The 13499-nt window shown below is 53.7% G+C and carries 9 protein-coding genes; 2 read left to right on the forward strand and 7 right to left on the reverse strand.

Annotation, left to right across the window (positions count from 1 at the left end; all coding sequences use genetic code 11):
- Nucleotides 1–16: 16 nt before the first annotated feature.
- The 3 genes from secA to M3090_RS08295 form a co-directional block, all read right to left on the reverse strand.
- Complete coding sequence (secA, locus tag M3090_RS08285) at nt 17–3313, reverse strand: preprotein translocase subunit SecA (RefSeq protein ID WP_249055164.1); 3297 nt, start codon at nt 3311–3313, stop codon at nt 17–19.
- Nucleotides 3314–3486: 173 nt separating this feature from the next.
- Nucleotides 3487–5055 carry an alkaline phosphatase family protein gene (locus tag M3090_RS08290; protein WP_249055165.1) on the reverse strand — a complete coding sequence of 523 codons (1569 nt, stop codon included), beginning with the start codon at nt 5053–5055 and terminating at the stop codon, nt 3487–3489.
- Nucleotides 5052–6275, reverse strand: a complete 1224-nt coding sequence (locus M3090_RS08295) for a DUF4105 domain-containing protein (protein ID WP_249055166.1) — start codon at nt 6273–6275, stop codon at nt 5052–5054. The genes M3090_RS08290 and M3090_RS08295 overlap by 4 nt, the downstream gene beginning before the upstream one ends.
- 73 nt (nt 6276–6348) lie before the next feature.
- Here M3090_RS08295 and M3090_RS08300 point away from each other — a divergent pair, with 73 nt between their 5' ends.
- A complete protein-coding gene (locus M3090_RS08300; protein ID WP_249055167.1) occupies nt 6349–6927 on the forward strand; it encodes a hypothetical protein in 579 nt (192 codons plus the stop codon).
- Nucleotides 6920–7861 carry a serine/threonine protein kinase gene (locus M3090_RS08305; RefSeq protein ID WP_249055168.1) on the forward strand — a complete coding sequence of 314 codons (942 nt, stop codon included), beginning with the start codon at nt 6920–6922 and terminating at the stop codon, nt 7859–7861. Before M3090_RS08300 ends, M3090_RS08305 begins: the two co-directional genes overlap by 8 nt.
- On the opposite strand, the gene M3090_RS08310 is transcribed toward M3090_RS08305, so the two are convergent.
- The 4 genes from M3090_RS08310 to M3090_RS08325 form a co-directional block, all read right to left on the reverse strand.
- Nucleotides 7836–9473, reverse strand: coding sequence for a leucine-rich repeat protein (locus M3090_RS08310; protein WP_249055169.1), 1638 nt, complete (start codon nt 9471–9473; stop codon nt 7836–7838). The two genes, M3090_RS08305 and M3090_RS08310, sit on opposite strands and share 26 nt — an antisense overlap.
- Before the next feature lie 21 nt (nt 9474–9494).
- On the reverse strand, nt 9495–10487 hold the full coding sequence (locus M3090_RS08315) for a hypothetical protein (protein WP_249055170.1): 993 nt from the start codon (nt 10485–10487) through the stop codon (nt 9495–9497).
- Entirely contained in the window at nt 10484–12334 is a 1851-nt protein-coding gene (locus tag M3090_RS08320; RefSeq protein ID WP_249055171.1) for a WG repeat-containing protein, read from the reverse strand. Before M3090_RS08320 ends, M3090_RS08315 begins: the two co-directional genes overlap by 4 nt.
- 111 nt (nt 12335–12445) lie before the next feature.
- Nucleotides 12446–13321, reverse strand: coding sequence for a fimbrillin family protein (locus tag M3090_RS08325; RefSeq protein WP_249055172.1), 876 nt, complete (start codon nt 13319–13321; stop codon nt 12446–12448).
- Nucleotides 13322–13499 lie beyond the last annotated feature (178 nt).

Below are 13499 nucleotides of genomic sequence, written 5' to 3' on the forward strand. Positions count from 1 at the left end.
AATTGCGTACGGAGGCTTACAGGTTCTTTCCGTGGCAGTTCTTATACTTCTTTCCGCTTCCGCAGGGGCAGGGGTCGTTGCGTCCCACAGTTTTCTGCACGCGGATGGGCTCGCGTTTGGGCTTCTCGCGCGTGTCTTGTGCGGCGGCGGCCTGTTGGTTCGGGTCGCTCAGGTCCTGCTTCTGCTCCTGGTATTTGCTCATGTCCTGACGCTGCTCGGGAGCGGCCTGGCGCACCTCTTGCGGTTCGCGCACCGGTATCTGTCCGCGCATCAGGATGGAGATGGTCTGGTTGTTTATCTTGTCCACCATGGCGTCGAACAGGTTGACCGACTCCAGTTTGTAGATGAGCAACGGGTCTTTCTGTTCGTAGCTGGCGTTCTGTACGGAGTGCTTCAGCTCGTCCAGCTCACGCAGGTTTTCCTTCCAGGCCTCGTCGATGACGTGCAGCAGGATGGCTTTCTCGAACGACTTCACCACCTCCTTGCACTCGCTCTCGTAAGCGGCCTTCAGGTTGCACGAGATGTTGTACACGCGCTTGCCGTCGGTGATGGGAATCAGGATGTTCTGGTAGAACGCCCCCTGGTTCTCGTACACTTGCTTGATGACGGGGTAGGCAACTTGCGCCATGCGGTCGGTCTTGCGCTTGAACAGTTCCATGGCAGCGTTGAAAGTCTTGTCGAGCAAGGCTTCTTTCTTTTCGTTGCGGAACTCTTCTTCGGTGAAGGGCGGCTCCATGGCCAGGGTTTGCAGGCAGTCCATCTTGCAGTTCTCGTAATCGGGAGCCGTGACTGCGTTGGCGCAACGGTCTTCTACCATCTTGACGATGTCCATGCCGATGCGTTCGCCCATCAAGGCGTGGCGGCGTTTGGCGTAGACTACGGTACGCTGTTTGTTCATCACGTCGTCATACTCCAGCAAGCGCTTGCGGATGCCGAAGTTGTTTTCTTCTACCTTCTTCTGGGCCCGCTCAATGGACTTGGATATCATGCTGTGCTCAATCATCTCGCCCTCCTTGAAGCCCAGCTTGTCCATGACGCTGGCAATGCGTTCGGACGAGAACAGGCGCATCAGGTCGTCTTCCAGCGACACGAAGAATACAGACGAGCCCGGGTCTCCCTGACGTCCGGCACGTCCGCGCAACTGGCGGTCTACACGGCGTGACTCGTGGCGCTCCGTGCCGATGATGGCCAGACCTCCGGCGGCCTTCACCTCGGGGCTCAGCTTGATGTCGGTACCACGGCCGGCCATATTCGTGGCGATGGTCACCGTGCTACTCTGTCCGGCTTTGGCCACAATCTCAGCCTCCTTCTGGTGCAGCTTGGCGTTCAATACGTTGTGCGGAATCTTGCGCATGTCCAGCATCTTGCTCAGCATCTCGGAGATTTCCACCGACGTCGTACCTACCAGGACAGGGCGTCCGGCGGCTACCATCTTTTCAATTTCCTCGATGACGGCTTTATACTTTTCGCGCTTCGTCTTATAGACGCGGTCGTTCATGTCGATTCTTGCGATGGGGCGGTTGGTCGGGATGACCACCACGTCCAGCTTGTAGATGTCCCAGAACTCGCCGGCTTCCGTCTCGGCCGTACCGGTCATACCGGCCAGCTTGTGGTACATACGGAAGTAGTTCTGCAGGGTAATGGTGGCGAAGGTCTGTGTGGCGGCTTCCACTTTCACGCCTTCCTTGGCTTCGATGGCCTGGTGCAGACCGTCGGAATAGCGGCGGCCTTCCATGATACGGCCTGTCTGCTCGTCCACAATCTTCACCTGTCCGTCGATGACCACGTATTCATCGTCTTTCTCGAACATCGTGTAAGCCTTCAGCAGTTGGTTGATGGTGTGCACGCGTTCGGACTTGATGGCGTAGTTGGTCAGCAGCTCGTCTTTCTTGGCCAGGCGTTCTTCGTCCGACAACTGGGTCTCGTTCTCCAAAGCGGAAAGCTGGGCGGTGATGTCTGGCAGTACGAAGAACTCGGGGTCGGAGGTCTTGCCGCTGATGAGGTCTACGCCCTTGTCGGTCAGGTCTACGCTGTTCAGTTTCTCGTCAATGACGAAGTAGAGCGGGTCGGTCACCTCGTGCATGCGGCGGTTGTTCTGCTCCATGTAGATTTCCTCGGTCTTGAGCATACCGGCCTTAATGCCTTGCTCGCTCAGGAACTTGATAAGGGGCTTGTTCTTGGGCAGTGCCTTGTGGCTGCGGTAGAGGGCGAGGAAGCCTTCCTCCTGCTGCTTCTTGTCGTCCGAGGCGATGAGGCGGCGGGCATCGGCCAGGTATTGGGTAGCCAGTTTCTTCTGGGCTTCCACCAGGCGTTCTACCAAGGGCTTCAGTTGCTCGAACAGTTGGTCGTCGCCCTTGGGTACGGGGCCGGAGATAATCAACGGGGTACGGGCATCGTCAATCAGCACGGAGTCCACCTCGTCGACGATGGCGTAGTTGTGCTGGCGTTGTACCAGGTCTTTGGGGCTGATGGCCATGTTGTCGCGCAGGTAGTCGAAGCCGAACTCGTTGTTCGTACCGAAGGTGATGTCTGCCAGGTAGGCTTTGCGGCGGGCGTCAGAGTTGGGCTGGTACTTGTCAATGCAATCCACGCTCAGGCCGTGGAACATGTAGAGCGGTCCCATCCATTCGGAGTCACGCTTGGACAGGTAGTCGTTCACCGTCACCACGTGTACGCCGTTGCCGGTCAGGGCGTTGAGGAAGACGGGCAAGGTGGCGACCAGGGTCTTACCTTCACCCGTGGCCATTTCGGCAATCTTGCCTTTGTGCAATACCACGCCACCGAACAACTGCACATCGTAGTGCACCATGTTCCACGTCACCTCGTTGCCGCCTGCCTGCCAGTGGTTCACGTAGATGGCCTTGTCGTCTTCGATGCGCACGAAGTCCTTGGTGGCGGCCAACTGTCGGTCGAAGTCGGTGGCTGTCACTACGATTTCCTCGTTTTCCGAGAAGCGGCGTGCCGTGTCTTTTACAATGGCAAAGGCAGTGGGCAGCACTTCGTCCAAGGCTTTCTCGTAGATGTCGAGTATTTCTTTCTCTATTTTGTCTATTTGGTTGAAGAGTGCTTCGCGATCTTCCAGCTCGGTGCTTTCTACTTTGGCTTTCAGTTCGTCCACTTTAGCCCGCTGTTCGGCAGCCGAGTTGCGGATGTATGTTTTCAGTTCTTGTGTTTTGGCACGCAGGGCGTCGTTGTCCAGTTTTTCTATTTCCGGATAGACGGCTTTCACCTTGTTCACCCACGGCTGAATCTCTTTCATGTCGCGTGTAGACTTGTTGCCGAAAATCGAGCTTAAAAATTCGTTGAATCCCATTCTTGTTGTATATGTTTTTTGTTATTATTCTATCGGTTGGCCGCGTGATGTGAAACGGCGCGGCAAAGTTACTTAATTCGTTACAGATAACCCGCATAAACGCTTATAAAATCTGCTGGAAAGATGCAGAAAACGTGCGTCTGTCGGGATTGCCGGAAGGTGGAAAAGCCTTCTCAGAAGTCAAGGGGAAGTTCCGTGCAGGCATTGGGTGCCCGGATGCGCAAGGCACTGGCCAGGGTGGGGGCGATGCGTGCTGCGCTGACGGGGATGCGGATGGTCTCTGCCTGGATGCCGCTGCCCCATAAGATGAGGGGTGAGGGTATGTTGGCGGTGCGGACGGTGTGGTGTTCCGCGCCGTTTTCTTGCATGATGGTCCAGCCGGGCAGTACTTCTATGAGGAGGTCGCCCGAGCGGAGGCGGTGGTAGCTGTTGCGTATGCGGTCTGCCTGTGGCGACCATGAGCCTAAGAGCAGGCGGTGGGCGGAGTAGACTTCGTTGACTCCGCTGAATTGTACCAAAAACTCGGCGGCTTTCTCCTGAAGCTCTGTCAGGTTCAGTTGCTTTTCTTCGATGAGTTTATGGTTCAGGTAGATTTGCTGGTCGTAGTAGGCTTCCACGTATTTCCCTTCGCCGTAGGTGGCCATGAGGTACATGTTGAGCAGCGTGGCGCAGCGGTTCAGGTAAAACTCGCCGCCGGGTATGTGGTAGATGTCCGTGTCGGCCGGTTGTGGTTCGGTATGCCCCGTGGCAGTGAGGCAGAAGAGCACGTTGCGCAGTCCCACTTGGCGGTCCAGCAGGTCCAGCAGGTCGGCGATGCTGCGGTCTATGCGGACGTAGGTATCTTGTATCTCGGCCGATTGCGACAGGGTTGGGGCGGGGTGAAAGATGCCTGCGTAGTAGGTGAGCGATAAGAGGTCGGGGATGCTGTCGCGCCCCACTTGGCTTTGTTTCAGCAGTTCGGCTGCCAGGCGGTTGACTTCATCGTTGATGAAGGGTGTGCGTGTCAGCCGGCGGTATTTGTTGATTCCTTCGCCGGTCAGTCCGTAGCGGAAGGATTCGGTCGTCTCGCCCGGCAGGCAGTTGTAGCGTTCGGGTGAATAGAGCGGTGTCCACATCATGGCGCGGGTGTGGATGTCCGGCGCGTTGTTTTCGTTGAAGCCGTCTACCCACCACGGCAGGTTTTCGTAATAAGTGGTGCTGCACCATTTGCCCGTCTGCGTATTGAGCCAGAAAGCTCCGTTGCCCGCGTGGCCGGCTGCCAGGACGGCTGCTTCGCGGAAGGGGGCGATGGCATAGACCAGGCTGCGGTTGCGGGTGGCGATGCGCAGTTCGTCGGCTACGGTCGAGGTCAGCAGCCGGGCGGGTGAGGTGTTTTCTTTTGTATAGTTGCCCATGAAGGCGGGATCGTCCACGCAATTGATGGGGCGTAGGGTCTGCGCATCCATCCAGTTTTCGCCGATGATGCCGTGGACGGACGGGGTGCTGCCCGTGTAGAGCGTGGCCAGGGCCGAGGCACGGTCGGCGTTGGCAAAGGGCATTTCGGTCTGGCAAAAGACTTTTCCTTCGCGCATCAGCCGGCGGAAGCCTTTGTCGCCGTACAAGGGGGCGAAGTGCTCCAGGTAGTCGGTGCGCAATTGGTCTACCGTCAGCATCACCACCAGTTTGGGGATAACCGGTTGTGGCTGGGCCTGGAGGCTGCTGAAGGTCAAAGCCAAGATGGATGTAATCAGTCCTTTTTTCATTGTTGTTTTCTTTTTGCAAGAAGAAGGTTGCCTATGCTGCGGATGTACAAACTTAGTGCCAAAGGTACGACCGTTAGGGGAAATTCTTGCGGAATAAGCGCCCAAAATGCCATAAATAAAGTTAAAACAAGTACATTCGCCCCTAAATAGAGGTTGCACCGCTGCTTTCGTTCGTCGTAGATGACCCACGGCAGGCAAAGGAGGTGCAGGGGGTGGAAGACGAAAAGCAGGTAATTGGGACTCATGCAAGGGTGTTGGGACAGGAAGACGAGGAAGGCCAGTATGCAGCCCGCCAGGCCGGCCGTGGTGAACAGTACGGCGTCAAACACCCAGAAGGATTTCCGGCGGCGGAGGCCATAGTACGTCAGAAGCGCGGTCATTCCGAACACGAGCCACGCCCAAAGTTCGGGAGAGGGAAGGCTGTCGTGCGCGGGAGATTTTTCGAGTGCTTTCAGCATCAGTCCTTCGTTCGCGACCAGCGGGCGCGTATGCCCTGCAGAATCGGTGATTTGTGCGTGGGAGAAGTAGTCTTTCAGGCAGAAAGGCACGAACATCTGTGTTCGCCGGTTGATGGGCTTGTCTGCTTCGCTGCCCAGGCAGAGGTTCATGGCCAGGCGCGACCACGGGTGTCCCTGGCTGTACTGGTCGATGAGGTCGCGGAAGGTGGTGTCCGTGGCGGCGTCCATGTCTGCCCCGTAGTCCACGCTGCCTTGCACGGCCTCTTCCACCTTGTCGCGCGGGCGGGTGGAGCAGTTGTCGTAGAAGAAGTTGTAGCGGTAGACGCGGTTTTCGGGTCGGAAGTTCTCTTCCAGCAGACCGATGAGGCGCAGCTTCTCTTCCTGCGTCAAGTTGAGGGTTTGCTTCCACACGTCGCGCCCGTGGTAGTAGTAGGCATAGTTGAAATAGTCGGTCGGCTCCCGGTCTAAGCGGTAGTCCGTCTCGCCCAAGGCGAAACGCAGGACGAACCCGCCCGAGCTGAAATCGAAGATGCCGTAGTTGTACACCACGTCCGTCCCCCGTGTCAAATTCTCGCACCGGATGGCCGTGTGTCCGAAGAGGCTATATATCTCGTCGCCCGCCGCGCAGGTCAGCAGACTGATGCGCAACGAGTCGCCCGGCTCAGCGCTTACTTCCGTCGCCCGTCCGGGGGCTGCGGAAAACCACAGGACCAACAGGGCGATGAGGCATTTTATGGAAAGATAGCGGCGTTTCTGTTTCATGGGCGCAAAGATAGGCTTTTGCTTGCTTTTTTCAAATAATATTCCTTATATTTGCCCAATCAAAACGTATGTCATGAATATCTATAAGCCTGAAATAGCTGAACTTCTGCGGTTGGTGGAGCTGCGTTATCCCAAATCGTTGAACACGTCGACCGATTTTGACGAGTTCTCCTTGTACCTGCGCAAAACCTTGGAAGAGAGCGTTTCCACCTCAACCTTGAAACGCCTGTGGGGGTACGTTGGCGACAGCCATTTGCCCCGCCTGCAAACGCTGGATATCCTGGCACGCTACGTGGGACACGAGGACTTCAAGCAGTTCTGCCTTTGGCTGAAGACCAGCACGGCCTACAATTCGTCTTTCTTCTCCACCGAACAGATATTGACCAGCGACCTGCAACCCGGGTGCGAACTCGAGATAGGCTGGTCGCCCAACCGCTACCTGCGTTTGCGCTATCAGGGGCTGGGGATTTTTGAAGTCGAGGAAGCACGCCAGTCCAAGCTGCTGGCAGGCGACCGCTTCGAGGCCGTCTCTTTCCTGATGGGTCAGCCTTTGTTCCTGCCCTATGTGCTGCGCGACGGCATGCGCCTTTCTCCTTTCATCGCAGGCCGTAACGGCGGCTTGACGTTCTTAAACAGTCTGCTTCATGGGTGACGCTGACATTTCATCGGGATTCATAGACGTCGCACAGCAGACCGGTGAACAACTCTTCACGGAGCTTCGCGAAGTGTATGTCTCGTCTGCAGGTTACGAACGCCTGTTCTACGGCCGCCGCTACGGCCGGCTGCACATCCTGAAAACGCTCAAGCCCGCCTATGCGGGCAATCCGTTTTACGAAGAGGCACTGCACAAAGAGTTCAGCATAGGTTACCGGTTGGAGCATCCGCATATTGTCCGGGTCTTGGGCTGGGAGACGTTGCCGGATTTGGGGCATTGCATCGTCATGGAATATATAGACGGAATGACGTTGAGGCAATTCATGGAACAAGGAAAGCTGACTCCCGAACTGGCGCGTAAGTTTGTCTGCGAGCTGTGTGACGCATTGGGCTATCTGCATAACAAACAGATTGTGCACCGCGACCTGAAGCCGGAAAACATCCTGATAACGCACAATGGCTGCAACGTGAAGCTGATAGACTTTGGCTTGTCTGACAGCGATGACTACGATATCTTGAAACTGCCGGCCGGAACACGCTACTACCTGGCACCGGAAGCCTTGACGCCGGGGCAACCGCTCGATTGCCGGGCTGACATCTTTTCGTTGGGCGTCATCATGGGCGAGATGGCGGAACTGCTGAAAGACAAGCAACTGGCCGTCGTTTCACGCAAGTGTACCCGGCAAAAGCCTGCCCAACGTTACGTCTCGGCAAGAGCAGTGGCGCAAGCCCTGTGTGCGAAGGCATCCTATCGCGGCAGAACTTGGCTGCTGGCGGCCGCCGTCTTGTTACTGTTTGTCCTCTACATCTTCTATCGCTATGGGGTGACAGACGAGCGCGCGGTCTCGTTTCCCGTCTACGGCAACCGCTCGATGCCCATCGAACAGTGGGGAGATTCTGCGGCTCTTACAGGTCAGCCACAATCGTTTTGAACAGTCCCCATATCCGATGATTCCGATAGCGCGTTGCACTTCCCGCAGGCACGTGCAGTGTGCCGTCTTGCAGCAGTTGTTCGGCTCCGGCAAAAGTCTCGTCTGTGCAATAAGGCGGAAAATCGGCGTCTTGGACATACAGCTCGCCAAGGGCGGGACAGTCTTTGAAACAGTATTCAGACAAGTAGGACGTGCCTTTGCCAAGAACTACTGATTCCAGGCGGGTACAAGACTGGAAACATCCGTATGGCACGGTGGAGATGCCGTCCGGCAGGTTTATGTGCACGAGGCAGGCTCCGCTGAAGCTTGCCTGTCCTAATTGTGTGACAGACTGGGGCAGGAAGATTTCGCTGGCAGGGGCGTTGCGGAAAGCATAATCGCCTATGACCTGCACACCGGAAGGAACGGTGAACTGTTCGTCGGCTTTCCCTTCCGGAAACCAAAGCAATGTGGAAGCATCGGCGTTATAGAGCACACCGTCGGTGGTGCTGAAATGTGTGCAGGAAGCGGGCACCTCTATCTGCGCAAGGTTGACACATCCGGCCGAAGGACTGAAATGAGCCAAGGCCGAAGACAAGCGGAGCCGCTGAAGATTGGAACAACCGTCGAAAGCGTTGACTTCTACCGTTTCTGTATTGTCTGGCAAAATCAATTCCTTCAGTGCGGTGCATTGGGCAAACAAGCCGTTGCCTGCACAGCGGTCGGTCGTGTAATGGTGTCCGTCGTAGCTACTGCCTCCCGCTTCGATGGAAGCGTCGCTCAGGTTCAGCGTTTGCAGTTGGCCGGGAGTGTCCTTTCCGTCCATTCCCCGTCCCATCATGTCGCGCAGAAAAAAGAAATCCGTTCCGTTCAGCGGGCCTGCAATGCTGAGTGTGGTGAAGCTGTATTTCCCGTCTTCGCCTACGGCTTCCGGCAAATCCCCTGCTTCGGTCAGGATGACTGCCTGCGAAGTGTGGAAATGATAGGGTTCGCTGCGCGTTTCGCCGATGCTGTTGGCGGCAAACGCCTGCACGACGTAATCCGTCTCCATCTGTAACCCGCTGATGCGTGCGCGCAGCAGTCCTTCCGCATCTGTTTCCAATAAGAGGCATTGTTCTTCCGAACTTCCTTCTATGTAATAGTACAGTCCGGTGGATGTAATTGTTTCTCCGCCATTGTCAGTGATTTCATAAGACACGGTGATGCTGAGCGGGCTTTGGTTGATTCGGGTGATATGGCTGACCGTGGGTACTTTGTTAGGCAGGGTGGTGAATGTCTGTGTGTCGCTGTGGACGGCACTGTAGCCGTTGCTAGCTTCCAGGCAAAAATAATACGTTGTGCCCGGTTGCAAGTCATTTAAACGGGCCATGGCTTGCAACGTGCCTTCCGGGCAGGACGCCACTTGTTCCATGCTTTCTGTTGTTCCGTAGCGGAAATGCACATCGCTGACCGTTCCATTGCCGTGCAGGATAACCTCACCGGTCAGCAAGGCACTGGTGCGCGTCACTTCGGTTGCTTCGTTCACTTGGAAGGAAGGCAATAAGTAATCGGGACGTTCGTCTTCGCTACAAGCTGCCAGCAGACAGCTTATGAGACTTGTTGTGAATAAGAATAGGCGATAAATGTGTTTCATGTTCATATCTTTCATCCTTTGTCAGAAATGCCATCCGATGCCTATGGCTGCTTCCCAATATTTTCCTTGTATGGTCATGACACCTGCAGAGACGGCTATGCGGTAGAAACGGTATAGTCCTCCGATTTCAGCACAGATTCCCTGGTAGGTATAATACGTGTTGCGTGTCCAAAGTCCTTCGCTCTGTTCCCATGCCAAAAGACGCTGCCCGTAGCCAAGTCCTTCGTATAAACAAAAGTCACCCGCTATCCGGTGGATGCCTCCGGCCATGACCATCCATCGTCCTTCTTCCGTCTGTCCGGTGTAGTAAGGTGTTTCACCATTGCTCAACGTGCCGTAGCGGTCACACTCACCTTGTGTATGGGGAGTAGAGTGAAAATCGGTCTGTGCCAACAGGTAAGCACCGTGCCGTCGCATAAGTGCCAGCCTGATGCCGGCAGACGGCCGGTCGCTATGAATACCAGCGTTGAGCATCAGCAGACCCTGGAGCCGTTCGCGAGGGCGACTGGGGCGGAGAGGGGCAGGCTCGGGCAATGATTTCACGGCATGTAAGCAAGTGTCCAAAGGGTATGGATGGGGTGATAACGCAGGCATCTCTTGGGGGCGACGGTAGTCTAATGGAGGCGTCAGCCATAATTCGTATGTCATGCGTGATTCTAATGGAACGGAAAACCGATAGTCGCGCATCACTCCCCATTGAGGATGCTTAATGGTAATCATTACGCTTCCAGCCGGTAGATATAACCAAATTTCACCTACCTCGTTTTGGCGTTTCACGATGCCTAACGGCGATGAAAAAACAAAGTCAGGGTCTCCTACTACTTTTATTAACGCACAGGCTTCGTCGTTGAGGTCGCGCACGGGGGCAATGTAAGCCGTAATATCGTTGGGTAGTGCACGGAATGAACGTACACTGAAGTCTTGTGCTTTTGCGTTCTCTATTTCCAGGCTTGCGAAGATTATTAATAAGAGACAAACCCAGGCAGATGGCAGACTGATGAGGCGTTGTTTCATTGCAGGTTGAAATTACGGATGCTGAATATCTCGTTTTCGGGCAACAGCGTATGGTCTGGTTGCATACGCGGTTGCCAAGTGCGTACATGTATCTTGGGGGCTGTTTCATCCCGGAAATCCCATAATAAGAACAGGTAACCGTCGTCAGAATAAAGGTCTGAGTGATATTCTTGTCGGAGGCTGACTCCATAAATACCCTGTTGGGTAGGGTGCCGCATGATGTGGAATTTGCTGAACTTCACATCAATGTTCTGGTTCGCCTTGAAAACTTCCTTCAGACGGTCCAGGTATTGTCGCTTGCTTTTGACGTTGTATACCACTTGGGCAGAGGGCAGATAGTTGGCTTCTTTTTGCGGCGTGGTGTGTACGACTGTACCTACCACTATCAGTGCGTTTTCACTGAAAAGTTGTTCCAAGAAGTCTATGTCTTTGGTTGTGTATGAGGTGCGCAAATGCTCTACGTAATTCAATATCATCCGTCGGTTTTTGCTGTCTTGCTCTTCCAGTTTACCTGATACTACTTTGGCTGCTTCTTGGTAGAATGGGTGTCGGCGTGTTATTTTTTTCCAGTCTTTATTCTCAATCTGAGTGTGTGAAGATGCGCGCAGAGGGGTATGTCCCGTAGTCGTTTCTGGCTGTTTTTCTTGTTTTTCTTCGGTAGCCTTGGACATGAGATGCGAGCTGAGTGAGGTGCTGCCTTCACTTTCTTGTGTGATGGTGAATAGCTGAGGCTTGAGACGTTGGGCTATACTGTCTTCTGCAATAAAGGCAAAGCTGCTGTCTGTCAGTTTACCTTTGCGGTTGATGAAGCGATAGTGTGTTTTGTCTTTGACTATGGCGTATCCATCTGCATAGAAGTGGCTGATGGTATCGAAGCAAAAGGAGGTTATGGCTTTCCCTGAAACATTCAACAATCCCCATTGGTTTCCGTGACGGGCAGCCACTCGGCTTTCATCCGCCATAAAAGCATCTTGGTAGATGGACGGGATGCAGATTTGCCCTTTGTCATCCATGCAACCGGTTCCCTTGTTGGTACGTATCGTTATCGTTTGGTGACAGAAACGTGAAGCTTGCAGGACAGAGGTCGGAAGATAGAGCACGGCATCGCCCTGTTTGTTTAGAAAACCAAGATGCCCGTTGTGCAGTTCCTTGAATAGAAGCTTGTTGCCGGAAAAACGAGTGTCGAGCAGGCAACCGGACAGACGGACATTGCCGGTCACTTGACCGTCAGGATCTATCAGTTGGTAACCGGTTTCTCCTTGACTGTTGTTCATACCTACTAACGCTACCTCTTCACAAAAATCGTATGCTATGTCGTAAATGGGTGGAATGGTGACATTGCCCTCCGTGTCCATATAGCCGTACTTGCCTTCACGTGTGACGAAAAGTGCTCTCTCATTGCTGAAATTGTGCATTTGTACGATGTCGTATTGGGGATATTGTGCGGTAGAAGAGATGTCATGCCCTTCTTTGTCAATAATCAATATCGGGCCGTTGGGCGTTTCTTGGGCAAGTGTGACTTTATCGAAAAAGTAGCCGATGCGGGTGAATGTACGCAAGGTGACCGGAGTTGCCGGTTGGCCGATTGTATAGAGTTGTAGCAATCCTTGGCTGGAAGGCAAGGTAAACATGTCCCCTACTACTGCCGATGGTTGCACATTAAAGCTGCCGGCTGGTATGCAAACACTGCCATCGGTGTTAACCAATCCCCATGCATTTTCCTGCCCATTGTGAAAAGGCAATGCTTTCACAATTCCCTTGTCTGGCTGTTGGCAGGCTACTAACAGGTAGCACAAGCTGGCGGCAAGTGTGAGGAGGCTGAGGTAATAACTTGTCTTGCGTATCATGGGGACAAAGATAGCTGAAAAATGGGATGCTTTCTCTTTTCTATTCACTAAAAGAAGAAAGAAAATATAGAAAACATCCCCATGTGAAGTGAAGTTTGCGTGGGAGTATCTTTAGTTGTTCCAGTCTTCCAGTTCCCCACCTATTTCTATCTTTATCTGTTCTGGGTTCTTGGATACGACTAATTGGACGTTATGCTGAATACCTTGTTTGAATATAAACTTGCTTTCATATAAATAAGATACCCCTTGCATGATAACTTCTACTAATGGCTGACGGTTATCCAGACGTTGAGGTACAACGATGGCTGTATATCGGTGGTTGCCTAAACTCTGAGCTCGTATGCTCTGCGTTGTGGCATAGGGATCGCGTGTCACGATTCCCACACTTAAATCGATTGTAGCTTGAGGCACGGTATTGTGTATATACACTTCTGCGTCTTCTGGCAGTTCACCTTCATAATCTTCGCCTTTGACAAGCTGGATGAGCATACGGCTCATACGGTGGCTGAACTGTAGGCTTACCGGAGTGTTACCGGCCACGGCACCCAGGTTAGATGCCCACAGGAAGTCGCTTTTCTCGTAGCCTCCTTCTGCCTGTTGGTCTGTGGCTACACTGACAGGCAGGTTATCTACGGATGATACGCTTTCTATCTGTGGATAATAGGCATAGATGTTATAGGTCCCTCCGTCCCAATAGATAGGGTTTTCGGGTTCCCATTGTGCGCCGTTGAAGCTGAGGGAAGCGTTGTTCACATAGTTGCCTGACACTTCCAGTGGCAGGTCTTGTTGTGTGATGAAGAGGCCCACGCGGTCACCGCTTTCAAAAGCATTGCCTGTAACGCGGGTCTGTTGGCCGGGATAGGCGATGTCGAAGGTCATGATATTGGGGTTGACTTGCTCTTCGGCAGCCGTTACCTTATCCTGGCAAGAGGTAAGGGCAAGCAGCATGGCTGCTGCCCCGGTTGATAGAACATTATATAGTTTCATATCGACTTGTTTTTTTGATTGATAATTTTAAGCAAATGTTGAAAATAGGGTTATACTATAAATCAAGGGTATCTGTGACCCTTGTTAAAGGGTATCTGTGACCCTTGGCAAAGGGTATCTGTGACCCTTGGCAAAGGGTATCTGTGACCCTTGGCAAAGGGTATTCGTGACCCTTGAT

The organism is Bacteroides sp. ET71, assembly GCF_023336905.1.
Lineage (GTDB): Bacteria > Bacteroidota > Bacteroidia > Bacteroidales > Bacteroidaceae > Bacteroides.